Annotated in this window: 23 protein-coding genes; 11 read left to right on the top strand and 12 right to left on the bottom strand. The window is 55.9% G+C overall.

What is annotated here, in order from left to right; translation table 11 throughout:
• Positions 1 to 5 precede the first annotated feature (5 nt).
• The 3 genes from NeNHUV3_RS10585 to groES form a co-directional block, all read right to left on the bottom strand.
• Positions 6 to 875, bottom strand: coding sequence for a DMT family transporter (locus NeNHUV3_RS10585; protein WP_391481323.1), 870 nt, complete (start codon positions 873 to 875; stop codon positions 6 to 8).
• Positions 876 to 1,088: 213 nt separating this feature from the next.
• Positions 1,089 to 2,732, bottom strand: a complete 1,644-nt coding sequence (gene groL, locus NeNHUV3_RS10580) for a chaperonin GroEL (protein ID WP_391481321.1) — start codon at positions 2,730 to 2,732, stop codon at positions 1,089 to 1,091.
• A 53-nt stretch (positions 2,733 to 2,785) separates the two neighbouring features.
• Positions 2,786 to 3,073 carry a co-chaperone GroES gene (gene groES, locus NeNHUV3_RS10575; RefSeq protein WP_048599439.1) on the bottom strand — a complete coding sequence of 96 codons (288 nt, stop codon included), beginning with the start codon at positions 3,071 to 3,073 and terminating at the stop codon, positions 2,786 to 2,788.
• Between the two features lie 421 nt (positions 3,074 to 3,494).
• On the opposite strand from groES, the gene NeNHUV3_RS10570 reads away from it, so the two are divergent.
• Positions 3,495 to 3,662 (top strand): hypothetical protein, encoded by a 168-nt coding sequence (locus NeNHUV3_RS10570; RefSeq protein WP_391481319.1) that lies wholly within the window; start codon positions 3,495 to 3,497, stop codon positions 3,660 to 3,662.
• A 34-nt stretch (positions 3,663 to 3,696) separates the two neighbouring features.
• Here the strand turns inward: NeNHUV3_RS10570 and NeNHUV3_RS10565 are convergent, their stop codons facing one another.
• On the bottom strand, positions 3,697 to 4,380 hold the full coding sequence (locus NeNHUV3_RS10565) for a DUF2161 domain-containing phosphodiesterase (protein WP_391481318.1): 684 nt from the start codon (positions 4,378 to 4,380) through the stop codon (positions 3,697 to 3,699).
• Positions 4,381 to 4,480: 100 nt separating this feature from the next.
• Here NeNHUV3_RS10565 and NeNHUV3_RS10560 point away from each other — a divergent pair, with 100 nt between their 5' ends.
• From NeNHUV3_RS10560 to NeNHUV3_RS10535, 6 genes are all read left to right on the top strand, one after another.
• Complete coding sequence (locus NeNHUV3_RS10560) at positions 4,481 to 5,401, top strand: manganese-dependent inorganic pyrophosphatase (RefSeq protein WP_391481317.1); 921 nt, start codon at positions 4,481 to 4,483, stop codon at positions 5,399 to 5,401.
• Between the two features lie 120 nt (positions 5,402 to 5,521).
• Positions 5,522 to 6,394: a TIGR01459 family HAD-type hydrolase gene (locus tag NeNHUV3_RS10555; RefSeq protein ID WP_391481315.1), complete on the top strand. Its 873-nt coding sequence runs from the start codon at positions 5,522 to 5,524 to the stop codon at positions 6,392 to 6,394.
• Between the two features lie 89 nt (positions 6,395 to 6,483).
• Positions 6,484 to 6,927, top strand: a complete 444-nt coding sequence (locus NeNHUV3_RS10550) for a MaoC family dehydratase (RefSeq protein WP_048599436.1) — start codon at positions 6,484 to 6,486, stop codon at positions 6,925 to 6,927.
• A 39-nt stretch (positions 6,928 to 6,966) separates the two neighbouring features.
• Positions 6,967 to 7,905, top strand: a complete 939-nt coding sequence (locus tag NeNHUV3_RS10545; protein ID WP_391481313.1) for a bifunctional riboflavin kinase/FAD synthetase — start codon at positions 6,967 to 6,969, stop codon at positions 7,903 to 7,905.
• A complete protein-coding gene (locus NeNHUV3_RS10540; RefSeq protein WP_341246284.1) occupies positions 7,898 to 8,335 on the top strand; it encodes a YcgN family cysteine cluster protein in 438 nt (145 codons plus the stop codon). The genes NeNHUV3_RS10545 and NeNHUV3_RS10540 overlap by 8 nt, the downstream gene beginning before the upstream one ends.
• Positions 8,336 to 8,453: 118 nt before the next feature.
• Positions 8,454 to 9,509, top strand: a complete 1,056-nt coding sequence (locus NeNHUV3_RS10535) for a threonine aldolase family protein (protein WP_391481311.1) — start codon at positions 8,454 to 8,456, stop codon at positions 9,507 to 9,509.
• A gap of 120 nt (positions 9,510 to 9,629) precedes the next feature.
• Here NeNHUV3_RS10535 and NeNHUV3_RS10530 read toward each other — a convergent pair whose 3' ends face one another.
• Positions 9,630 to 10,229, bottom strand: a complete 600-nt coding sequence (locus NeNHUV3_RS10530; protein ID WP_048599432.1) for a 2-hydroxychromene-2-carboxylate isomerase — start codon at positions 10,227 to 10,229, stop codon at positions 9,630 to 9,632.
• Between the two features lie 109 nt (positions 10,230 to 10,338).
• On the opposite strand from NeNHUV3_RS10530, the gene NeNHUV3_RS10525 reads away from it, so the two are divergent.
• Complete coding sequence (locus NeNHUV3_RS10525) at positions 10,339 to 11,355, top strand: ribose-phosphate pyrophosphokinase (RefSeq protein WP_391481310.1); 1,017 nt, start codon at positions 10,339 to 10,341, stop codon at positions 11,353 to 11,355.
• 335 nt (positions 11,356 to 11,690) lie between these two features.
• Here NeNHUV3_RS10525 and NeNHUV3_RS10520 read toward each other — a convergent pair whose 3' ends face one another.
• The 7 genes from NeNHUV3_RS10520 to NeNHUV3_RS10490 form a co-directional block, all read right to left on the bottom strand.
• Positions 11,691 to 12,041, bottom strand: a complete 351-nt coding sequence (locus NeNHUV3_RS10520; protein ID WP_341246286.1) for an H-type lectin domain-containing protein — start codon at positions 12,039 to 12,041, stop codon at positions 11,691 to 11,693.
• 124 nt (positions 12,042 to 12,165) lie between these two features.
• Positions 12,166 to 12,573: a F0F1 ATP synthase subunit epsilon gene (locus NeNHUV3_RS10515; protein WP_048599429.1), complete on the bottom strand. Its 408-nt coding sequence runs from the start codon at positions 12,571 to 12,573 to the stop codon at positions 12,166 to 12,168.
• Positions 12,574 to 12,576: 3 nt separating this feature from the next.
• Positions 12,577 to 14,001, bottom strand: a complete 1,425-nt coding sequence (atpD, locus tag NeNHUV3_RS10510) for a F0F1 ATP synthase subunit beta (protein WP_048599428.1) — start codon at positions 13,999 to 14,001, stop codon at positions 12,577 to 12,579.
• Between the two features lie 18 nt (positions 14,002 to 14,019).
• Positions 14,020 to 14,898 carry a F0F1 ATP synthase subunit gamma gene (locus tag NeNHUV3_RS10505; protein ID WP_048599427.1) on the bottom strand — a complete coding sequence of 293 codons (879 nt, stop codon included), beginning with the start codon at positions 14,896 to 14,898 and terminating at the stop codon, positions 14,020 to 14,022.
• Positions 14,899 to 14,912: 14 nt separating this feature from the next.
• Entirely contained in the window at positions 14,913 to 16,448 is a 1,536-nt protein-coding gene (atpA, locus tag NeNHUV3_RS10500) for a F0F1 ATP synthase subunit alpha (RefSeq protein ID WP_048599426.1), read from the bottom strand.
• Entirely contained in the window at positions 16,449 to 17,006 is a 558-nt protein-coding gene (locus tag NeNHUV3_RS10495) for a F0F1 ATP synthase subunit delta (RefSeq protein WP_048599489.1), read from the bottom strand.
• 295 nt (positions 17,007 to 17,301) lie between these two features.
• A complete protein-coding gene (locus NeNHUV3_RS10490) occupies positions 17,302 to 18,048 on the bottom strand; it encodes a class I SAM-dependent methyltransferase (protein WP_048599425.1) in 747 nt (248 codons plus the stop codon).
• A 153-nt stretch (positions 18,049 to 18,201) separates the two neighbouring features.
• Between NeNHUV3_RS10490 and gloB the strand changes: the two genes are divergently transcribed.
• The 3 genes from gloB to NeNHUV3_RS10475 all read left to right on the top strand — a co-directional run bounded on the left by gloB (position 18,202) and on the right by NeNHUV3_RS10475 (position 22,600).
• Positions 18,202 to 18,975, top strand: coding sequence for a hydroxyacylglutathione hydrolase (gene gloB, locus NeNHUV3_RS10485; RefSeq protein ID WP_391483241.1), 774 nt, complete (start codon positions 18,202 to 18,204; stop codon positions 18,973 to 18,975).
• Between the two features lie 247 nt (positions 18,976 to 19,222).
• Positions 19,223 to 21,544: an ATP-dependent Clp protease ATP-binding subunit ClpA gene (clpA, locus tag NeNHUV3_RS10480; protein WP_391481306.1), complete on the top strand. Its 2,322-nt coding sequence runs from the start codon at positions 19,223 to 19,225 to the stop codon at positions 21,542 to 21,544.
• A gap of 51 nt (positions 21,545 to 21,595) precedes the next feature.
• Positions 21,596 to 22,600, top strand: a complete 1,005-nt coding sequence (locus NeNHUV3_RS10475; protein WP_391481304.1) for a M23 family metallopeptidase — start codon at positions 21,596 to 21,598, stop codon at positions 22,598 to 22,600.
• Positions 22,601 to 22,603: the final 3 nt, after the last annotated feature.

The raw sequence follows: 22,603 nt of genomic DNA, 5'->3' as shown, positions 1-22,603 counted from the left end.
AACGGCTAGGCCCGCGCCCTACTTGGGATCATCGCAACCCCGATGCCTGCGATGACCACAGACGCCGCAAGCATCGCGCGAACATCCGGTACTTCGCTCAAAAGGACAGCGCCCAAAACAAGGGCAATGACCGGCACGCTTAGCTGTGCGATGCCGGCGGTGGTTGTCTGGATCTGCGGCAACACTTTGAACCAAAGCGCATACCCCAAACCAGAAGCGATGGCCCCGGACGCGATTGCGCTAAGCGCGCCAATCAGCGGCATCCCACCGCTTGGCACCAAAAACAACACCGGCAACATCCCAACGGCTGCCCATGCGAAGTTACCTGCTGATGCGCCCAACGGGTCGCGCGCGCCCTGCCCGTTAACTGTGTAGGCCGCCCAGGCAAGACCCGCGACAGCCATCAACACAGCCCCCCAAAGATCAACACGCACCACCGTTTCCCCCGCAGCAGCGGGCACAGGCCAGACCAACCACGCAAGGCCAACCATGGCCAACCCCATGCCGCTCCAACGAAAAATGCTAACCGGTTGTCGGCGCGCAAGGGCATAACCGAACAATCCTATCTGCACGACACCAAACAAAATGAGCGCGCCAAGCCCCGCATCAAGAACACGGTACGCGAGGGAAAACCCAATCAGATACGTCACCAAAGCAAGCGCGCCAAACACGCGCTGAGCCGCAAAAAGCTGAAAACCACCGCCCGCATTCCGCCCGCGCAGCGCAACCAATCCGCACAACGTAACCGCCCCTGCCACAACCCGCAGCACCGCAAACTGCATCGGGTCTGCACCGGCCACAACACCCGCGCGCGTCAGCAAAGAGTTCGCCGCAAACGCAAGCATCGTTAGGCATATCAACAGGATCAGGCGCATCAGGCGGTCACTTTCATTTTCTCCGATATGCCTACGGTATCTTCCCCCACACCGCCAGCATCACATGCCTTGCGCCGCGTCCTGCGTCACAAGACGATCTGACACCAGAACACGTCAGGCAAACAAAAAGGGCCCCTCCAACACAGGAGAGGCCCCAATTTTCGTGAACGCAGATGCGTCACCCATTTCCCGAAACCGGGAAACTGTGGGTGATTACATCATGCCGCCCATGCCGCCCATGTCAGGCATGCCGCCTGCTGGTGCGCCGCCGTCTTTCGCTGGCTTATCAGCAACCATTGCTTCGGTTGTGATCAGAAGCGATGCAACAGACGCTGCATCTTGCAACGCGGTGCGGCATACTTTTGCTGGGTCGATGACGCCGAACTTGAACATGTCGCCATATTCTTCAGTTTGTGCGTTGAAACCGAACGATTTGTCATCGCTCTCGCGGATTTTGCCCGCAACAACTGCACCGTCAACACCGGCGTTTTCAGCAATCTGACGCAGTGGCGCTTCGATGGCTTTACGCACAATCGAAATACCAACGTTTTGATCGTTGTTTGCACCTTCGAGACCGTCAAGCGATTTGCCAGCCTGTACCAGAGCAACACCACCACCAACAACGATACCTTCTTGAACAGCGGCACGTGTCGCGTTCAGGGCATCATCAACGCGGTCTTTGCGCTCTTTTACTTCTACTTCTGACATGCCGCCGACGCGGATAACAGCAACACCGCCTGCCAGTTTGGCAACGCGCTCTTGCAGCTTCTCACGGTCGTAGTCGCTGTCTGTTTCTTGGATCTGCTGACGGATTTGTGTCACGCGAGCTTCGATTTCTGGCTTGGAACCAGCACCGTCAACGATTGTTGTTTCGTCTTTGGTGATCGCAACGCGCTTGGCTGTGCCCAGCATGTCCATTGTGACCGACTCAAGCTTCATGCCCAGATCTTCGGAAATCACTTGGCCGCCAGTCAGGATCGCGATGTCTTGCAACATGGCTTTACGACGATCGCCGAAACCAGGTGCCTTAACAGCCGCAATTTTCAGACCACCGCGCAGTTTGTTGACGACGAGTGTGGCAAGCGCCTCACCTTCTACGTCTTCTGCGATGATCAGAAGTGGCTTGCCGGACTGGATCACTGTTTCGAGCAGTGGAACCATTGGCTGAAGTGAAGACAATTTCTTCTCGTGCAGCAAGATCAAGCAATCTTCCAGCTCGGTTGTCATTTTGTCTGGGTTGGTCACGAAGTAAGGTGAAAGGTAACCGCGGTCGAACTGCATGCCTTCAACAACATCGGTTTCTGTTTCCAGACCTTTGTTCTCTTCAACAGTGATAACGCCTTCGTTGCCCACTTTTTGCATCGCGTCCGCGATTTGACGGCCAATTTCAATTTCGCCGTTTGCAGAGATGGTACCAACTTGTGCAACTTCGTCGCTGTCAGAAACAGGGCGTGCTGCCGCTTTGATCGCGTCTACAACTTTAGCAGTTGCAAGGTCGATGCCGCGCTTCAGGTCCATTGGGTTCATGCCAGCTGCAACAGACTTCATGCCTTCTTTAACGATGGCTTGTGCAAGTACTGTAGCAGTTGTTGTGCCGTCACCAGCTTCGTCATTGGTGCGTGAGGCCACTTCTTTGACCATCTGCGCGCCCATGTTCTCAAACTTGTCTTCAAGCTCGATCTCTTTGGCAACAGATACACCGTCTTTGGTGATGCGCGGTGCGCCGAATGATTTGTCCAAAACTACGTTGCGACCTTTGGGGCCGAGCGTAACTTTAACCGCGTTTGCAAGCGTGTTTACGCCGCGCAGCATACGGTCGCGGGCGTCTGTGTCGAATTTGACGTCTTTAGCAGCCATTTCAAATGCTCCTTAAAATCTTGTGTATTTATATGAACTTAAAAGAGAAGCGCTTAGGACAGGATGCCCAGAACGTCGCTTTCTTTCATGATCAACAGCTCTTTGCCGTCGACAGTCACTTCTGTGCCGGACCATTTGCCGAACAGAACTTTGTCGCCTTCTTTGACGGCCATTGGGATCAGCTCACCGCTGTCCTTACGTGCGCCTTCACCAGCAGCAACAATCACACCTTCCGCAGGCTTTTCTTTTGCGGACTCAGGGATGATCAAGCCACCCGCTGTTTTTTCTTCGCTTTCCACGCGCTCGACCAATACACGGTCATGAAGTGGTTTAAGTGCCATCTGTGCAGCTCCTTAGCTTCAAGTTTCAATTCTTGTCACTCACTCAGGGCGAGTGCTAACGAGCGATAGTTAGGCAGCGTCCATGAAGGTGTCAACAGCCCCTCCCAAGATTCTTTTGCACTAAAATTCAGACGGTCAAACACCGCCCATTTTGCTAAAATTACAGCTCAATCACGGACTAAAATTCCCCTACAAAAACCAAGCTTTACAACAGCCAAACACAACGCCTTGGGGTTAAATGCCCATGCGAAGGTAAAACAATTCCTAAGATTCACGCGCTACTGTTCACAAAATATTGCCAATTTTAGCAATTAAGGCGCGAATTAAGCCCAAATTCATCAATTATTAGGTTTTTTGTTGTCCAAAAGCGGACAAGCACACAGGCTGTGTGCAGATTCTTAATTGGTTCGAGGATAAGTCTATGCGTTTACTCTCTACATTTTGTCTGCTTGCGGTCACTGCCTTGTCGGGCTGTTCGGGTTTCATCGGGGACAGTTCAGCCGATAACGCCGTCGAAGTTTCTGTGCCCCAGTCAACTGTTGATCTGCTTTACGGCAATGGCGCTGCCCCTGAAGGCACCGGCCAGTAAGCACGGCAACCCCGCCAACATGGGCGCTGTAGCCTTAACCTTCTACCGCCGCGCGGCCCGTATCGCTTAGGTCGTAAACACCGGTCGTCACTTTTTCGAACCACCCATAGTGGTTGTCGCGCATCATAGTTGTAGCGCGCGCCACTCCTGTCGCATCGCGCACATCTGCGCCGCGGCATGCTCCGTGGCCCGCCAGATGTGCCGCAATTTTGATGGCGTCCTGCCGGTAAGCGGTCACCAAGCCCGCCCGCGTCGCCCCGCCTTTGCTGGGATCACCGCTGCGCTTGGCAAACTCCTTTAACAAAGCCGTCTTGCGCTTGGCATTTTTGCGCGGCGCATACGGCACCGGATCACAATGCACCTGCACCAACCCGTCCTCAAGACGCACGGTCATGATGCCAAGCCCGATCCTACGCGCCAGCGTCACGTTCGCCTTCAGCCCCGCGCGCCAGCGTTTACCGCTTTGAAAGGGCACCGCAACATACACAAGATCACTAACAGATAATCGCGCAACTCCTTGATGAAAAAGCGATAATGAGAAGGCAGTTTTTAATTCCACGATCAACGGCTCGCCGCTTTGCCCCTCACCGCCCAGCGCCAGAACATCCACTGCGCCAATCTCACCCTTCACCTCGTAGCCCTGCCCTTCAAGGAACGCTTTGACCGGCCCGTAAAGGTCCGTTTCCTTGATTTTCGCGGGGGTGCTGCTGGTGCTCATAACGCCGCATCCTAGCCATCGATGCGGGCGGGTGACAAGGCCATTGCTTGGGCCTATAACGCCCTCAAAAGCACTCCATTTTTAAAGGGTAGACCCTCCAATGACGACCTTGATTTTCGGCCACAAATCCCCCGACACAGACAGCACCGGCGCTCCGCTGATCTGGGAATGGTTCATCAACCACACCGGCGGCGATGCGCGCGCCGTTCTTCTGGGCGAGCCGAACACAGAGGCCGCATTTGTCCTAACCCGTTGGAATGCAACCAAACCCCAGATCGTCGACGCTTTTGAAGACGGTCAGGACTGCATTGTTGTGGACACCAACAACCCCGCCGAGTTGCCCGCCAACATCAACGCGCTCAACATCACGGCCATCATCGATCACCACAAACTTGTGGGTGGTCTGGAAACTGCAGGCCCCATCGACATCACCATCCGCCCGCTGGCGTGCACCGCCACGATCATGCACGATCTGATGGGCGCACACGCCGCCGAAATGCCCGAGCAGATCAAAGGCCTGATGCTGTCGTGTATCTTGTCAGACACGCTGGCGTTCCGCTCGCCAACAACCACACAGACGGACACGGATCTGGCCCGCGCTTTGGCCGCCGATCTGGGCCTTGATCTTGACGCCTACGCCGATGAAATGTTCGCCGCCAAATCAGACGTCAGCGCCTTTAGCGACGCCGAGTTGTTGCGCATGGACAGCAAAGAATACGCCGTGGACGGCACTAAATTCCGCGTGTCTGTTCTGGAAACCACAAAGCCCGCCATCGTGCTGGACCGTGCGGCGTCTTTGATGGACAGCATGACAACTGTGGCAAGCGAAGACGGTGTGGATCAGGTGCTGCTCTTTGTGGTCGACATCCTGAACGAAGAAGCCACCATGCTGGTGCCCAACGCGCTGACAAAATCTGTGGCAGAGGCATCATTCGGCGCAACGGTCACTGGTGACAGCGTGGTTCTGCCGGGCGTGATGAGCCGCAAAAAGCAGATCATCCCGAACCTCAAGCTGGCTTAATCCCCCACCTTGGCGCGCAGGGAACCGACCTTGCGCGCCAGCACATGTTCCCGCTCCACACCTCACTACCCGTCCCCTCTCCAGCCCCCCGTCACGGCCACACCGCCAGAAAGACATCCCATGTCCCAGATCGTTACGCAGTTGTCCGAAATTTCCGATCAGTATTCAGCGGTGTTTTGCGATCTCTGGGGCTGTGTGCACAACGGCATCACCCCTTTCCCCGAAGCGGTCGCCGCCCTTCAGGCGTTCAAGGCGCAAGGCGGCACGGTAATCATGGTCACCAACTCTCCGCGCCCGCGCGCCTCTGTGGCGGATCAACTTGATGGCATGGGCCTGCCGCGGGATTGTTGGGACGATATCGCCACCTCAGGCGACAGTGCGCGCGCCGCAATGTTCCGCGGTGTTGTGGGCGAAAAAGTCTATTTCATCGGCGAAGATCACGACCAGTCGTTCTTCAGACCGCTCAACGTCATCGACGCGCCCGTCACCATCACCCAAGTCCCGCTGGATCAAGCCGATGGCATCGTGTGCTGTGGCCCCATGGACCCCACGGCTGATCCGTCCGTGATGCGCCCCGAATTTCTCTACGCCAAACAAAAGGGCATGAAGCTGCTTTGTGCCAACCCCGATATCGTGGTGGACCGCGGCGAACGTCGCGAGTGGTGCGCCGGTGCGCTGGCTGCTCTTTACACGGAAATGGGCGGCGAGAGCCTCTATTTCGGCAAACCGCACCCGCCCATCTACGATCTTGCGCGCCGCCGCCTTGCGGCCCTGCGTCCCAACGTGTCCGACAGCAGTATTCTGGCCATTGGCGATGGAATCATCACCGACGTTACCGGTGCCATGGGCGAAGATCTTGACTGTTTGTTCATCAGCGGTGGCTTGGCCAAAGCCGAGACCAAAACAGACACTCAGCCAGACGCGACCGCCCTTGAAGCCTATTTACAAGGCGAAATGGTCAATCCCAGCTACACCATCGGATACCTGCGATAAATTGCATATAAATTATTCTGCAGTTGCAAAGTAATTTTATTGCGTGTATTTATCTCGAATAGCGCAATTGTTACTTTGGGATACTCGCAATGTTGGATAACGCACCCCGCGGCACGATCTGTATCGAAGACATCGAAATCGGCATGAGCCGCAATTTGCGCAAAGTCATTACTGACCGCGATATTGAGATGTTTGCCGAAGTCTCGACGGATCATAATCCGGTCCACCTCGATGACGACTATGCCAACGACACCATTTTTGAGGGGCGCATTGCCCACGGGATGCTGACTGCGGGCCTTATCAGTGCGGTCATCGGCGAACAGCTTCCGGGCCACGGCACGGTCTATCTTGGCCAGACACTTAAGTTTTTGGCCCCCGTTCGCCCGGGCGATATGGTCAACGCTGTGGTTACTGTGACCGACATGGACATCCCCAAACGCCGCGTCACCATGGAGACCCACTGCGAAATCAACGGCAAGAAAGTCCTCAAAGGCGAAGCCGTTGTCATGGCCCCAAGCCGCAAGTTCGACTAGCGCTTGCGCAGCGCGCGCACGGGCGCTACGCCTTGGCTCATGCGCATCATCCGAGACACTCATTTCATTGATCCCGACAACCGTGGCGGCGTGGCTGCCATCGGTAATTTCGACGGGGTGCACCTTGGCCACCAAGCGGTGATCGACATTGCCCGCGCCGAGGCCACACGCCGCGGCGTGCCCCTTGGGATCATGACGTTTGAGCCGCATCCACGCAATTTCTTTGCCCCCACAACGCCCGCGTTCCGCCTAATGAACGCCGAGGCCAAGGCAAACCGCTTGGATAAACTGGGGGTCGAACGTCTGTTCGAAGTGCCATTCAACAAAGCCTTGGCCGAGCTGGACGCCCGGGCTTTTGCACAGACGGTGATCTGCGATCAGCTTGGCCTTGATCATGTGGTCGTGGGGCAGGATTTTTGCTTTGGCAAAGGCCGCAGCGGCAACGCAGAAACCCTCAAGGCGTTTGGCGCGGAAATGGGTTTTGGTGTGACAATCGCACAGATGGTGGCACTTGATGCAGGCGAAGTTTCAAGCACAAACATCCGCGCCGCCCTTGCCGATGGCCGCCCGCGCGTGGCCGCTGAAATGTTGGGGCACTGGCACCGGATCGTGGGCGAGGTAATCCGCGGCGATCAGCGTGGCCGCGACCTTGGCTACCCTACCGCAAACATGTCCATCGACGGCCGCCACCCGCCCAAATTTGGGGTCTACGCTGTCAAGGCAGACGTTCTGAACGGTCCGCACGCGGGCAGCTACACAGGGGCCGCCAGCATCGGCGTGCGCCCCATGTTTGGCGAGAACGTGCCAAATTGCGAGACATTCATTTTTGACTTTAAGGGTGATTTATACGGCGCGGAAATTTCCGTGGCCTTGGTGGATTTCTTGCGCCCCGAATTGAAGTTCGACAGCCTTGAGGCGTTGATCACCCAAATGGACGCAGATTGCGCCAAAGCCCGCGAAATTCTGGCCGATGTCTAAGCCGTTTTGGGAAAAGCCGCTGACCGCGCTCAGCCCCAAAGAATGGGAAGCGCTGTGTGACGGTTGCGGTAAATGCTGTCTGAACAAACTTGAAGACGAAGACACCGGCCAAGTGGTGACCACCCGCGTGGCGTGCCGCTTGCTTGACGGGGAAACCTGCCAATGCAGCCAGTACGACATCCGCCACCAGTTTGTGCCCGAATGCATCGTGCTGACGCCCAAAACCATCGAAGACCACATGTATTGGTTGCCGCGCACCTGCGCCTATAAGCTGCGCGCCCAAGGGGCCCCACTCTATGACTGGCACCCGTTGATCAGCGGCAGCGCGCAAACCGTGCATGACGCAGGCGTGTCCGTGCAGGGGTGGACCGTGCCTGAAAACGAGGTCCACGAGGACGAGTGGGAAGACCACATCATTGACCCCGAGTAGATTTGCCGCTCAGGTAGCACTTAACGCAATATGTATGGCGGAGACGTAGCGGCCAAAGCGCGCCGCTTCACAAAACCGCCCCGCAACACCGCATCACAGCCAGAAAGGTAATGCTTTCATGTATTTCGCATCAGACAACTCAAGCGGCGCGCACCCCAAGATCATGGAAGCCGTCCAAAAGGCCAATGCCGATTACGCGATGCCCTATGGCTCGGACCCGATCATGGAAGAAGTGCGCCAACAAATCCGCGACATCTTTGAGGCCCCTGAGGCTGCCGTTTATTTGGTGGCCACGGGATCTGCGGCAAATGCGCTGGCGCTGGCGTGTATGTGCCAGCCGTGGCAAACTATTTTTGCCCACCGCGAAGCCCACATCGAAGTCGATGAATGCGGCGCGCCGATGTTTTACACAGGCGGTGCCAAGATTGAATTGATCGACGGGAATGACGCCAAACTGAGCCCCGCCGCGTTGCACGCCGCCATTGAGAAAACCGGCCAACTTGGGGTGCACAACCCACAGCGCGGCCCCCTGAGCCTGACGAACCTGACCGAAGCGGGCGCGGCCTACACCCCCGCCGAAGTGCGCGCCCTTGCAGATGTGGCCCACAGCTTTGGCGTTGGGGTGCATATGGACGGCGCACGCTTTACCAACGCGCTTGTGGCCACCGGTGCGAGCGCGGCTGAAATGACGTGGAAAGCAGGCGTGGATGCAGTGTCTTTTGGCGGCACCAAGAACGGCTGTTTGGGCGTGGAAGCGGTTATCCTGTTTGACCCCAAAGTGGCGTGGGAATTCGAGTTGCGGCGCAAACGGGGCGGGCATCTTTTCTCCAAACACCGCTATCTGAGCGCGCAGATGAATGCCTATCTGAAAGACGATCTATGGCTTGAAATGGCGCGTCACGCGAACGCCATGGGCAAGCGGCTCAGTGATGGTATTTTGAACATTGAAGGTGGTGAGTTACTGCACCCCACGGACGCCAACCAAGTGTTTGCCCGCTGGCCGCGCAAGGGACACCAAAAGGCCCATGAGGCAGGTGCTGCGTATTATTTCTGGCCATTTGATCACGATCTTGCAGGCGACCCCGATGCGCTGTTGGGCGCGCGGGCTGTGGCGTCATGGTCCACCACCGAGCGCGACGTTGATACGTTTCTTGAACTGATCAGCGGCGGCTAACAGCAAGCAGATCGCAATCAGTCTTCTCAAACAAAAGCCCCCCGCCTGATATCCAAGGCGGGGGGCTTTCTTTATTAATTGGGCCGCCTCAAGGACAACCACGTCACAGCCAATGGCCGATCAGAGTTTGCCTGCAAGAAATGCGTCCAGATCATCAAGACGATCTTGGCCCCAGAAACGCTCGGTGCCGTCGACAATAAAGAACGGCGCGCCAAAGACGCCAGCTGCCACGCCCTCTTCGAGGTTGCGCGCGTATGTGTCGGCACTGTTCACCATGTCTGCTTCTGCCAGACCTGCGTCAAAGCCCGCTTCGGTCAGGCACGCAGCAATAACGTCTGTTTGCGAAATATCTTTTTCATCGGCCCAGCAAGAGCGTGTCAGCGCGTGAACGAATGCACCCAGATCGCCGCCGCCTGCGTTTTGTGCTGCGATGATCGCATAAGAACTTGGCGCCATGTTTGTGGGCCAATGGGCAGGCTTAAGGTTCAGCGGCAGACCCGCCAGCTTAGCGCGGCGCGCCATGTCTTGCAGGCGGTATTCCTGACGGTTGATGTGGCGGTCTTTGGGCGGCGTGCCACCGGTGGCGCCGAAAAGACCCATGATATCAAGCGGCTTATATGTCAGCGTCGCACCATGTGCTTTTGCAATCTGCTCGACGCGGGTGCCATTCATGTATGTGAAAGGAGAAATCGTCGCCAGATAGTAGTCAATATGAGCCATAGGATATCCTGTTGTTTGACGTATGAAACTATGCGCGACCGTAGTGACATGTTAGGAGGTGCGCAATGTCACGATTCTGTCATAAAGCTGCTCCACAGGACCAAACACCATGCCCAATATTACTGAACCCAAACTGATCTCGGGGAACGCCAACAAACCGCTGGCCGACGCGGTTGCGCGCCGAATGTCGATGCACCGCGGAATGAACGTAAAGCCCGTAGATGCACGGGTAGAACGCTTTAACGATGGTGAGGTTTTTGTAGAAGTTTTCGAGAACGTGCGCGGCGAGGATATGTTCATCCTGCAAAGCACATCCCGTCCGGCCAATGACAACCTGATGGAGCTGCTGATCATCGCCGACGCGCTGCGCCGTTCATCTGCGCAACGCATCACTGCCGTGATCCCCTACTTCGGCTATGCGCGCCAAGACCGCCGCATGAAAGCCCGCACGCCGATCTCGGCCAAACTGGTTGCGAATATGCTGACCGGCGCGGGGATTGAGCGCATTCTGACCCTTGATCTGCACGCCACACAAATTCAGGGCTTTTTCGATATTCCCGTGGACAACCTTTATGCCAGCCCTGTTTTTGCGCTGGACGTGAAATCGCAATTTGGCGATTTGAGCGACGTGATGGTGATCTCGCCTGACGTGGGCGGTGTGTCCCGTGCGCGCGAATTGGCAAAACGCATCGGCGCGCCCATGGCGATTGTGGATAAGCGCCGCGAGAAAGCCGGTGAAGTGGCTGAGATGACAGTGATCGGGGATGTAACCGGTAAACGCTGTATCATCGTGGACGACATCTGTGACACGGCCGGAACTTTGTGCAAAGCGGCGGAAGTGCTGCTTGAGCACGGTGCCACAGAAGTACACAGCTATATCACCCACGGTGTGTTGAGCGGCCCTGCGATTGAGCGGGTCAGCAACTCGGTCATGAAATCATTGGTGATCACGGATTCAATTCAGCCGACAGAAGCGGTCAAGAATTGCCCCAACATCCGGATCGTGCCGACAGCGCCAATTTTCGCGCAGGCGATCTTGAACATCTGGAGCGGTACAAGCGTGAGTTCTTTGTTCGAAACCAATACCTTGGGCCCAATCTACGAAGGTCTATACTCAACAGACTAAGCCCAAAGACGCCGCGCACACACGCCGGTATTTTGGTAGCACAAGAAGCGCCCCAGCCAATTTGGCGGGGCGTTTTTTCATGTCTGGTGGTAGCTAAGTGCGAGATATCTGGCTCGCATCTACGCTTGAAAAGCCGGAAATGATGGCGCCATCAAGGATGGTTTGGATAACGACCTTTGGCCCAATATGCCCGAGCGGGGGCTGTCTTCTTGGTCTGACCTCACACGCGCAAGAGTAAAGCGGCGCGAGGATCCGATCCGTTATGTGCTAGCGTCCTAAGGTATATCACGGGCTATCGGGGTGTTGCCCCAAATAATTTTGGGCGCACGGTAGGGTTAATAAAGTTCCCAATCGTCGTCTTCGTGAAGCATGCCCATGGCGGTCCAGCCCACGCGGATACGAGCAACGCGCGTGTCGCCCCATGTTTGGAACACCACGTCAAAGCCACGTTCGGTTATATCATCAGCGCGTAGGTCCATGCGGGTGTTCGTGGCATGATCCGTGTCCCACATGCTGAGGTTAACCATGACGCTTGGGGCTTTGCGGAAGGCCTCCGAGAACTCCACGCGGCGGCGCACGATACGGTCGCCCTTGCCCGTCCACATATCACCACCGGCCTGAAAGTCAGAGAACAAGACAAGCTCGCCCTGTTCTATCCCAAGTGTATGGCTGTCGAGGCGTTTCATGGGCTGCTTTCGTTAACGGGTTCGGCTGGTCCGCCGAAAATACGGGCTATGGGTAAACAATAGGAAAACGAAAAAGGCCCCGCAACCAAATGCGAGGCCTTTGATCATTTTGTCGTCGCTGTGATCAGCTTGCTGTGATGCCGATCTCGCCACCCATTGCGATGATGTCTGCCAGTGTTTTGGCAGCGGCATCAGTTGCATCCGGGCCAGCAGCATCGCGGGCCGCGGTTGCGTCTGCAACCATGCCGTCGATGTCTGCTTGTGTGACGTCCTCACGCAAGATCGCACGTTCCGCCAGCACGGATGTGCCGTTGGGTGAAATCTCGGCGAAACCGCCAGTCACGAGGTATTGGCGTGTCCCTTCGGGACCCGTGGCTGTCAGAACACCGGGGCGCAGAGAGGTGATGGTTGAGGCGTGATCGGCCATAACCGTCATGTCCCCATCCGCACCTGGGATCTGGACCTCGGTCACACCGAACGACGCGAGGCGACGTTCGGGGCTGACCAGGTCGAATTGCATGGTGTCTGCCATATCTTAGGCCGCCTCTGCTGCCATTTTTTCGGCTTTTGCGATCACTTCGTCGATGCCGCCAACCATGTAGAAGGCGCCTTCTGGCAAGTGGTCGTATTCACCGGCAACAACCGCTTTGAACGACGAGATTGTGTCTTCGAGCGGCACCTGAACACCGGGTGAACCGGTGAACACTTCCGCAACGTCGAATGGCTGTGACAAGAAGCGCTCGATCTTACGGGCACGTGCAACAGTCAGTTTGTCGTCTTCGGAAAGCTCGTCCATGCCGAGAATCGCGATGATGTCTTGCAGCGCTTTGTAGCGTTGTAGGGTTTGCTGCACTTCGGCTGCAACCGCGTAGTGCTCTTCGCCTACAACAGCAGGGTCAAGGATACGTGATGTGGAGTCGAGCGGGTCAACCGCAGGATAGATGCCTTTTTCCGAGATCGCGCGGTTAAGAACCGTAGTCGCGTCAAGGTGAGCAAATGACGTCGCCGGCGCAGGGTCGGTAAGGTCATCCGCAGGCACGTAAATCGCTTGCACAGACGTAATTGAGCCTGATTTGGTTGACGTAATGCGTTCCTGCATCTGACCCATGTCAGTTGCGAGTGTTGGCTGGTAGCCCACCGCGGAAGGAATACGGCCCAGAAGCGCAGACACCTCGGAACCCGCTTGTGTAAAGCGGAAGATGTTGTCGACGAAGAACAGAACGTCTGTACCGGATTGGTCACGGAACTGCTCGGCCATTGTCAAACCTGACAGGGCAACACGCATACGCGCACCGGGAGGCTCGTTCATTTGACCGTAAACGAGGGCCACTTTGGACTTCGTCAGATCGTCTGCGTTGATAACGCCGGATTCGATGAATTCGTAGTAAAGGTCGTTACCTTCACGAGTACGCTCGCCCACACCCGCAAACACGGAGTAGCCAGAGTGCACTTTCGCGATGTTGTTGATGAGCTCTTGGATGAGAACTGTTTTACCAACACCCGCACCGCCGAACAGACCAATTTTACCACCCTTGGAGTATGGCGCCAGAAGGTCGATGACCTTGATGCCTGTCACAAGAATTTCCGACGCTGTTGACTGCTCGGAGAACTCGGGCGCTTCAGCGTGGATGGAACGTGTTTCAGAGGCACCAATTGGGCCTTTTTCGTCGATTGGCTCGCCCACAACGTTCATGATGCGGCCAAGTGTTGCGTCGCCTACGGGCACAACAATGGACGCACCTGAGTCGGTAACGGCCTGGCCACGAACGAGGCCTTCTGTTGCGTCCATCGCGATGGTGCGCACTGTGTTTTCACCAAGGTGCTGAGCCACTTCGAGGACCAGCGTCTTGCCGTTGTTGTCTGTTTCCAGCGCGTTGAGGATCTGGGGAAGAGCGTCCTCAAACTGCACGTCGACAACGGCGCCAATCACCTGCGTGATTTTGCCTTTTGCATTTGCCATGTGTCTATTCTCCGGTTCTTAGAGCGCTTCCGCGCCCGAAATAATTTCGATCAATTCATTGGTAATCACAGCTTGGCGTGATCGGTTGAACTGAATGGTCAGTTTGTCGATCATCTCGCCGGCGTTGCGGGTTGCGTTGTCCATTGCGGACATCCGCGCACCTTGCTCTGACGCGCCATTTTCCAGCAAAGCGCTGAAGATAGCAGTTGCCACACCACGAGGCAGAAGGTCGGCCAAGATGGCTTCTTCTGAGGGTTCGTAGTCATAGAGCGTTGCATCGCCGCCCGCCTCATCCGCTGCGTCAAAAGAAGCGGGGATGATTTGTTGCGCCGTAGGGATTTGTGTGACGACGTTTTGGAATTCCGCGAAGAAGATCGTTGCAACGTCAAACTCACCCGCGTCAAAGCGTGTCAGAATGTCTTGTGCAACGCCTTGAGCATCGCCGTAGCCCACGCGTTTGACTTCAGACAAGTCAACGTGGCCCACGAAATGATCACCCAAATCACGTTTCAGAGCGTCACGCCCTTTTTTACCAACGGTCAGGATTTTAACGGTTTTGCCCTCAGCAACCAGCTTTTGTGCGTGACCGCGCGCCAGTTTTGAGATGTTCCCGTTAAATCCACCGCACAGGCCACGTTCAGCCGTCATCACCACCAACAGGTGGGTTTGATCGCTTCCGGTGCCAGACAGCAGCTTGGGCGCACTATCAGAGCCACCCACGGATGCCGCGAGCCCTGCCATCACGGCGTTAAACCGTTCTGTGTAGGGGCGCGAGGCTTCGGCTGCTTCTTGGGCCCGCCGCAGTTTTGCGGCGGCCACCATTTGCATAGCCTTTGTGATCTTGCGGGTCGATTTGACCGACTCGATCCTGTTTTTAAGGTCCTTAAGACTTGGCATTGCCTTGTCTCTCCTTAAGCGAAGTCAGCGGCGTAAGCGTCGAGTGCGGCGCTGATTTTGTCCGCAGCTTCACCTTTGATTTTTGGATCTTCTTTTGTGATCCAGTCTAGCAAGTCAGCTTTTTCGCTGCGCAGGTAAGCCAAAAGGCCTGCCTCGTAACGACCAACATCTTTGACAGCAACTTTATCGAGGTAGCCTTTGGTACCTGCGAAGATGACGCAGACGATTTCGGCGTTCGTCAAAGGTGCGTACTGCGGTTGCTTCATCAGCTCGGTCAGGCGTGCACCACGGTTCAGCAACTGCTGTGTGGCCGCATCCAGATCGGAACCGAACTGTGCGAAGGCTGCCATTTCACGGTACTGAGCAAGCTCGAGTTTAACCGGACCAGCAACTGATTTCATTGCGTTTGTTTGCGCAGATGAACCAACACGAGACACGGAAAGACCGGTATTAACCGCAGGGCGAATACCTTGGAAGAACAAGTCTGTTTCAAGGAAGATCTGACCGTCGGTGATGGAAATCACGTTGGTTGGAATAAACGCAGAAACGTCACCACCTTGGGTTTCAATGATCGGCAGCGCCGTCAAAGAACCTGAACCGTTGTCTTCGTTCAATTTGCATGAACGCTCGAGCAGACGGGAGTGAAGGTAGAAAACGTCACCTGGGTACGCTTCACGTCCTGGTGGACGGCGAAGAAGAAGTGACATTTGACGGTATGACACAGCTTGCTTGGACAAATCATCATAGATGATCAGCGCGTGCTTGCCGTTATCACGGAAGTATTCTGCCATCGCAGTCGCAGCATACGGTGCAAGGAACTGCATTGGAGCAGGCTCGGACGCAGTTGACGCAACAACGATAGAATATTCGATCGCACCAGTTTCTTCGAGCTTCTTAACAAGCTGAGCAACTGTTGAACGCTTTTGACCAACAGCAACGTAGATGCAGAAGAGCTTCTCGCTGTCGTCTTTTGCGGCGTCGTTGTAAACTTTTTGGTTCAGAACAGCGTCGAGAGCGACAGCTGTTTTACCTGTCTGACGGTCACCAATGATCAGCTCGCGCTGGCCACGGCCGATCGGGATCATCGCATCCACAGATTTCAGACCAGTCGCCATTGGCTCGTGAACTGATTTACGTGGGATAATGCCAGGCGCTTTTACGTCCGCAACGCGGCGCTCAGAGCCTTTGATCGGGCCTTTGCCGTCAAGTGGGTTGCCAAGCGCGTCAACAACGCGGCCAAGCAGTGCGTCACCGGCAGGCACGTCCACGATGGACTTTGTGCGCTTAACAGTGTCGCCTTCTTTAATGTCACGGTCAGAACCGAAGATAACAACACCAACATTGTCTGCTTCAAGGTTCAGAGCCATCCCCATGATGTTACCTGGGAATTCAACCATCTCACCGGATTGAACGTTGTCCAGACCATAGACGCGGGCAATACCGTCACCTACGGAAAGAACACGGCCAACTTCGGCCACTTCTGCTTCTTGACCAAAGTTCTTGATCTGGTCCTTCAGGATCGCAGAGATTTCTGCAGCTTGGATACCCATTTATCCGACCTCTTTCATGGAGTTTTGGAGTGCATCGAGCTTGGATTTGACCGACGTGTCGATCATCTTCGAGCCCACTTTAACGACAAGACCGCCGATGAGGCTTTCATCAACGGTCGCATTGAGTGTGACAGTCTTACCAACGCTGGCTTTCAGCGTTTTCGCAAGTTTGTCCGCTTGGGTTTTTGTCAAAGCTTTCGCTGTAACAACCTCGGCGGTCACTTCGCCTTTGTCTTGCGCGATGATTTCGCGCAGGCGGGTCACCAATTGTGGCAACACGAACAAACGGCGCTTAGTGGCCATCAAGTTCAACGTGTTGGACACTGTTGGAGACAATTTCATTTTCTTGGCAAGGGCAACAATGGCGCCTGCCTGCTCTTCGCGGCTGATCATGGGCGAGGAGATAAGGTTGCTAAAGTCGTCTACCGCCAGCGCATCTGTCAGCGATGCAAGGTCGGTTTCGAGTGCTTTAACTTTCTTACCCTCTTTGGCAATTTCAAAAACTGCCGTGGCATAGCGGTCTGCAATACCCATTGAGATCGAAGCTGGTTCTGACACGTCCACCCTTCCGATGTCTTAGGCCGCCTATTCGGTGGAAGCTCCACACCCCAGGCAGCGATTGATGGCGCACCATGTGGCACACCCAGAAATCAAGCGGGGGGATAGCAGAGCCTCTCACACCTCGCAACACCTCTCGGCGATCAATGAAAAACAAGCATATCTATATATTTCAACGACTTAGCCAAAGACGGCACCCCTGCGGCGAATGTTCGCGTTAACATTTTAGCGGATTTATCGGTGTTTTTGGGTAGTTCGGGCCGGAATTTGTCGGCATCCGACGCCGCAAAGTCGTTTATACGGGCTTCGGGACGGGTCGAGCGATTCCATCTAACGCCTTGAGACGCGATTTCACTTTGTCTTTTGTGGCCGTGCCGCGCGGTGCATAAACCTGCTTTGATACCTCCAACATGATCGCCCCGCCTGCCATGCCCACGGGCATCTGACTTCCGATGCGCTCAAACACGGGCGCGGTCTTGCGCCAGACCCGTTTGGCCGACGGCGGTTGGTAAAGAGTAGTCAGGTGACGCTCTGGTACAAAGCCGTGCTGTTTGACCTGCGCCTCAAGCTGACCAAGCGTGTAGGGCCGCCCATAGCCGAACGGTGTGCGGTCACGGCGCGACCAAAGCCCCGCACGATTGGGCACCACCAAGATCATCCGCCCCCCCGGCCCCAACACGCGGTGCGCTTCTTGGAGCAATTCTGACGGACGTTCGGATGTTTCAAGCCCGTGCATCATCACCAGCTTATCAGCAACGCCGGTATCCAAGGGCCAAGCCGTTTCGTCACACAGCACAGACACGTTGGGCATGCCGGCCGGCCACGCCATCACCCCCTGCGGACCGGGCATCAGGCCAATCACGCGGCGCGCATCCGCTAGATACGGACGCAACAAAGGCACCGCAAAGCCAAAGCCCACAACAGTTTGACGTTCGGCCTCGGGCCACATTTGGAGCAGCTTGCCCCGCACAGCGGCCTGCGCCGCGCGCCCCAACTGGCTGCGGTAATAAAAGGTTTTCAGATCAAGCACGTCTAAATGCATTGCAGCGCGGCCTCTGAAAGATACGTTAGGCAGACCAGCGGCCCTGCCCTCACGAATAAGCTACCTGCGAGAGTTACAGATATTATGACCAAAAACCAGCCATCCAACGAAATCGCTTTTCATGTCACCACACGCGGCGCGTTGGAAGTTGTGATGATCCACACGCGGGTCGACCCAAGCGTGTTTCGCGTCAATGATAACTATGCGTTTTTGATCCATAACGCCGTCACCGGCAGCACCACGCTTATTGATGCGCCCGAAGCCGCGCCCATTATGACTGTTTTGAACGACCGTGGGTGGGGGCTTGAGCATATTGTGATCACACACCACCACAACGATCATGTGGACGGGCTGGCCGAACTCGTAGCCGCCTTTGGCAGTAAAGTAGTGGGCAACGCCGATGATGCGTACCGCCTGCCACCCCTTGATATTGCCGTTAACGCGGGCGCAGAGATCATGTTGTCTGACACGCCGTGTCACATCATTAATGTCCCCGGTCACACCGTGGGGCACATCGCCATTCACGCACCGGACGCTGAATGCGTCTTTACTGCCGATAGTTTAATGACGTTGGGCTGTGGACGTCTGTTTGAAGGAACGCCCGCGCAGATGTGGGACAGCATGCAACGCCTGCGCACACTTCCAGATCACACGTGGGTTTGTTCAGGCCATGAATATACGCAAGCCAATCTGGCTTTTGCCCTGACCATTGAGCCCGAAAACGAAGCGCTTCACGCCCTTGCCGAGCGGGTCGGTGCAAAGCGTGCAAAGGGACTGCCCACCGTACCATCACGTTTAAGTGAGGAAAAAGAGACCAATCCATATCTACGCGCGGACTTGCAAGTCTTGGCCCGCGCCATAAATATGACTGGAGCAGCAGCGGCGGACGTCTTCGCAGAAGTGCGCCAACGCAAAGATAACTTTTAACCACCCCACCCCGTTAACCCACTTGGTTTTTCGCGGAGCACTGCGTTGGGCTGTGCCCGACTGACGAATTGCCGCCAAATCGTGCCGATTTCAGTAAATTTCGTGAAATCTGAGCAAAAAGTGAAAGAAACTCCTTGAAGGTTCGTAAAATCAAGCGAACTTTAACAGTATTAGGCCACGGCAAGATGTGGGTGCGCGTATTCCCGACGTATCCAGTCTGACCCTAGAAGACCGAAAGGACACGAACGTGCCATCATTTTCGACCTCTCTTGAGCAAGCAATCCATCAGGCGCTGGCCACGGCCAACGCGAACAACCACGAGTTGGCCACCCTTGAGCACTTGTTGTTGGCACTTGTGGACGAGCCGGACGCCGCGAAGGTCATGAAGGCGTGCAGTGTGGACCTCGAAGCGCTCAGCAAAACGCTCACTGATTTTATTGACGACGACCTGTCGACCCTTGTCACAGATGTTGAAGGTTCCGAGGCCGTGCCGACAGCCGCGTTTCAGCGGGTGATCCAGCGCGCGGCGATCCATGTGCAATCATCGGGCCGGACCGAAGTGACAGGTGCCAATGTTTTGGTGGCGATTTTTGCAGAACGCGAAAGCAACGCCGCCTACTTCCTGCAGGCCCAGGACATGACACGCTACGACGCGGTGAACTTCATCGCACACGGTGTTGCAAAAGACCCTGCCTACGGCGAGGACCGCGGTCCCAAAGGCTCGACCGATTTGGAAGAAGAAGCCCAGGGCGTCACAGATGGCGACACCAAAGAAAGTGCGCTTGATAAATACTGCGTGGATTTGAACGTGAAGTCGCGCAAAGGCGATGTTGATCCGCTGATCGGACGCGCCCACGAAGTTGAGCGCTGCATTCAGGTGTTGTGCCGCCGCCGCAAGAACAACCCTTTGTTGGTGGGCGATCCGGGCGTTGGTAAAACGGCCATTGCAGAAGGCTTGGCCTATAAGATTGTCAGCGGTGAGACACCGGATGTGTTGTCGAACACGATTATCTATTCGCTTGATATGGGCGCGCTGCTTGCGGGCACACGCTACCGTGGCGACTTTGAAGAGCGTCTGAAGGCCGTGATGAGCGAGCTGGAAGATCACGATGATGCAGTGCTGTTTATCGATGAAATCCACACAATTATCGGCGCGGGCGCGACTTCGGGCGGTGCGATGGATGCGTCAAACTTGCTTAAACCTGCGCTTGCAGGCGGCAAATTGCGCTGCATGGGATCAACGACCTACAAAGAATTCCGTCAGCACTTTGAAAAGGACCGCGCTTTGTCGCGCCGGTTCCAGAAAATCGATGTGAACGAGCCGAGCGTGGAAGATGCGATCAAAATCCTGAAGGGCATCAAGCCATACTTCGAGGATCACCACGCCATCAAATACACATCCGAGGCGATCAAATCAGCGGTTGAGCTGTCTGCGCGCTATATAAATGACCGCAAACTACCCGATAAAGCGATTGATGTGATTGATGAAGCGGGTGCGGCACAGCACTTGTTGGCGGAAAGCAAAAAGCGCAAAACAATTGGCGCCAAAGAGATTGAGGCCGTTGTGGCCAAGATCGCGCGCATCCCGCCAAAGAACGTCAGCAAGGACGACGCAGAAGTGCTGAAAGATCTCGAGACATCGCTGAAACGCGTTGTCTTCGGCCAAGATACCGCCATCGAGGCGCTTTCGTCGGCTATCAAACTGGCCCGTGCGGGTCTGCGCGAGCCTGAAAAACCTATTGGTAACTATCTCTTTGCGGGTCCAACAGGCGTTGGTAAAACCGAAGTTGCACGCCAATTGGCGGATACCTTAGGCGTTGAGATGCTGCGCTTTGACATGTCTGAGTACATGGAGAAACACGCGATTTCCCGCCTTATCGGCGCGCCTCCAGGATACGTGGGCTTCGATCAGGGCGGCATGCTGACAGATGGCGTGGATCAAAACCCGCACTGCGTGTTGCTGCTTGATGAGATCGAAAAAGCGCACCCCGATGTGTTCAACATTTTGCTACAGGTCATGGACCACGGCAAATTGACGGACCACAACGGCCGCGCGACAGACTTCCGCAACGTGATCTTGATCATGACATCCAACGCGGGTGCGTCAGATCAGGCGCGCGCGCCGATGGGCTTTGGTCGTGATCGCCGCGAGGGCGAGGACACCGCAGCAATCGAACGGATGTTCACGCCTGAATTCCGCAACCGCCTTGACGCGGTAGTGGCCTTCGCGCCACTTGGCAAAGAAGTGATTAGCCAAGTGGTTGAGAAGTTTGTGCTGCAACTTGAGGCTCAGCTGATGGACCGCAACGTGACGATTGAGCTGACCCCCGCGGCGGCTGAATGGTTGGGCGACAAAGGCTATGATGAGAAGATGGGCGCGCGTCCGCTTGGCCGTGTGATCCAAGAGCACATCAAAAAGCCCCTCGCCGAGGAGTTGCTGTTTGGCAAGCTGCTGAAAGGCGGCGTCGTGAAAGTTGGCGTCAAGAAAGGCGAGTTGGACATTCGCATCGAAGAGCCCGCAAAAGCGCAGATTGGCAGTAAAAAGCCGCCTCTTCTGACCGCAGACTAAGCGCGCCACATTTGCGCACACGACCAGATTGAGGGCCACATGACGCCATCTATGATACGTTACCTGAAAGGGGCTGCACACGCGGCCCCTTTCGTTTGCGCCGCATCACTTGCCATAGCAAGCGACGCCGCAGGTGAGTTCATGATCGATTTACCGATCGCCTGCACCTTGGGTGAGGACTGTTATATCCAACAATTCGTTGACCGCGACCCAAGCGACGAAGTCATGGATTTCACCTGTGGTAGCCTGAGTTATGACACACACAAAGGTACGGATTTCGCACTGCCCACATTGCGCGACATGGCAGGCGGCGTAGATGTTTTGGCCGCTGCTGCCGGCCGTGTCCAAGGTGTGCGTGACGGGATGCCAGATCAGATTGCCACGGCAGAAAACAGCGCCGCGTTTGCGGACCGTGAATGCGGCAACGGCGTGGTTATTCAGCATCAAAACGGGTGGAGCACGCAGTATTGTCACCTAAAACGTGGCTCGCTTGACGTGCGCGAAGGCGACGCCGTTGATGCAGGTACCGTCGTTGGGCAAGTGGGGCTAAGCGGCAACACGCAATTCCCGCACCTGCATTTCTCGGTTCGCAAAGATGGGCAGGTTATTGATCCGTTTGATGCACAAACTGCAAACACACTCGACACGGCATGCACACAGACACCCGCAAAAACCCTGTGGCGCGACGCCCCCACCTATGAACCCGCCGGTTTGATCAACGCGGGTTTTTTGGGCGGGTTACCCGACTATGACGCCGTCAAAGCGGGGAATGCCGCACAAACAGACTTCAGCATCACCCAAGAGGCCATCGTGCTTTGGGGGTTTGCTTTTGGGGTTAAGCGCGGCGATGTGATGGCCCTGAATATCACTGGCCCCGCAGGTGAAATCTTGGACCACACCACGCTGTTCAAACGCGCCCAAGCCCAAGCGATGCGCGCGGCTGGCAAACCGCTGCGCGGTGTTGGCTGGCCACGTGGCAGCTATGAAGGGACCGTGACACTTACCCGCGCTGGCCGCGTCATTCAGGAAACCGTTACGCAAATGCGCGTCGAATAGACG

Source organism: Nereida sp. NH-UV-3 (assembly GCF_042939535.1).
GTDB classification, from domain to species: Bacteria; Pseudomonadota; Alphaproteobacteria; order Rhodobacterales; family Rhodobacteraceae; genus Nereida; species Nereida ignava.
This window is presented reverse-complemented; position numbering and strand designations above follow the sequence as displayed.

What these genes read in the sequence shown, in the direction of transcription:
- NeNHUV3_RS10555 (WP_391481315.1), top strand. Translation starts at nt 5,522, where the DNA reads ATGTCCCAGATCGTTACGCAGTTGTCCGAAATTTCCGATCAGTATTCA.
- NeNHUV3_RS10560 (WP_391481317.1), top strand. Translation starts at nt 4,481, where the DNA reads ATGACGACCTTGATTTTCGGCCACAAATCCCCCGACACAGACAGCACC.
- NeNHUV3_RS10475 (WP_391481304.1), top strand. Translation starts at nt 21,596, where the DNA reads ATGATACGTTACCTGAAAGGGGCTGCACACGCGGCCCCTTTCGTTTGC.
- NeNHUV3_RS10490 (WP_048599425.1), bottom strand. Translation starts at nt 18,048, where the DNA reads ATGCATTTAGACGTGCTTGATCTGAAAACCTTTTATTACCGCAGCCAG.
- NeNHUV3_RS10515 (WP_048599429.1), bottom strand. Translation starts at nt 12,573, where the DNA reads ATGGCAGACACCATGCAATTCGACCTGGTCAGCCCCGAACGTCGCCTC.
- atpD (WP_048599428.1), bottom strand. Translation starts at nt 14,001, where the DNA reads ATGGCAAATGCAAAAGGCAAAATCACGCAGGTGATTGGCGCCGTTGTC.
- NeNHUV3_RS10565 (WP_391481318.1), bottom strand. Translation starts at nt 4,380, where the DNA reads ATGAGCACCAGCAGCACCCCCGCGAAAATCAAGGAAACGGACCTTTAC.
- NeNHUV3_RS10520 (WP_341246286.1), bottom strand. Translation starts at nt 12,041, where the DNA reads ATGAAACGCCTCGACAGCCATACACTTGGGATAGAACAGGGCGAGCTT.
- atpA (WP_048599426.1), bottom strand. Translation starts at nt 16,448, where the DNA reads ATGGGTATCCAAGCTGCAGAAATCTCTGCGATCCTGAAGGACCAGATC.
- NeNHUV3_RS10585 (WP_391481323.1), bottom strand. Translation starts at nt 875, where the DNA reads ATGCGCCTGATCCTGTTGATATGCCTAACGATGCTTGCGTTTGCGGCG.
- NeNHUV3_RS10540 (WP_341246284.1), top strand. Translation starts at nt 7,898, where the DNA reads ATGTCTAAGCCGTTTTGGGAAAAGCCGCTGACCGCGCTCAGCCCCAAA.
- gloB (WP_391483241.1), top strand. Translation starts at nt 18,202, where the DNA reads ATGATCCACACGCGGGTCGACCCAAGCGTGTTTCGCGTCAATGATAAC.
- NeNHUV3_RS10535 (WP_391481311.1), top strand. Translation starts at nt 8,454, where the DNA reads ATGTATTTCGCATCAGACAACTCAAGCGGCGCGCACCCCAAGATCATG.
- NeNHUV3_RS10570 (WP_391481319.1), top strand. Translation starts at nt 3,495, where the DNA reads ATGCGTTTACTCTCTACATTTTGTCTGCTTGCGGTCACTGCCTTGTCG.
- NeNHUV3_RS10525 (WP_391481310.1), top strand. Translation starts at nt 10,339, where the DNA reads ATGCCCAATATTACTGAACCCAAACTGATCTCGGGGAACGCCAACAAA.
- NeNHUV3_RS10550 (WP_048599436.1), top strand. Translation starts at nt 6,484, where the DNA reads ATGTTGGATAACGCACCCCGCGGCACGATCTGTATCGAAGACATCGAA.
- NeNHUV3_RS10545 (WP_391481313.1), top strand. Translation starts at nt 6,967, where the DNA reads ATGCGCATCATCCGAGACACTCATTTCATTGATCCCGACAACCGTGGC.
- groES (WP_048599439.1), bottom strand. Translation starts at nt 3,073, where the DNA reads ATGGCACTTAAACCACTTCATGACCGTGTATTGGTCGAGCGCGTGGAA.
- NeNHUV3_RS10505 (WP_048599427.1), bottom strand. Translation starts at nt 14,898, where the DNA reads ATGCCAAGTCTTAAGGACCTTAAAAACAGGATCGAGTCGGTCAAATCG.
- NeNHUV3_RS10530 (WP_048599432.1), bottom strand. Translation starts at nt 10,229, where the DNA reads ATGGCTCATATTGACTACTATCTGGCGACGATTTCTCCTTTCACATAC.
- groL (WP_391481321.1), bottom strand. Translation starts at nt 2,732, where the DNA reads ATGGCTGCTAAAGACGTCAAATTCGACACAGACGCCCGCGACCGTATG.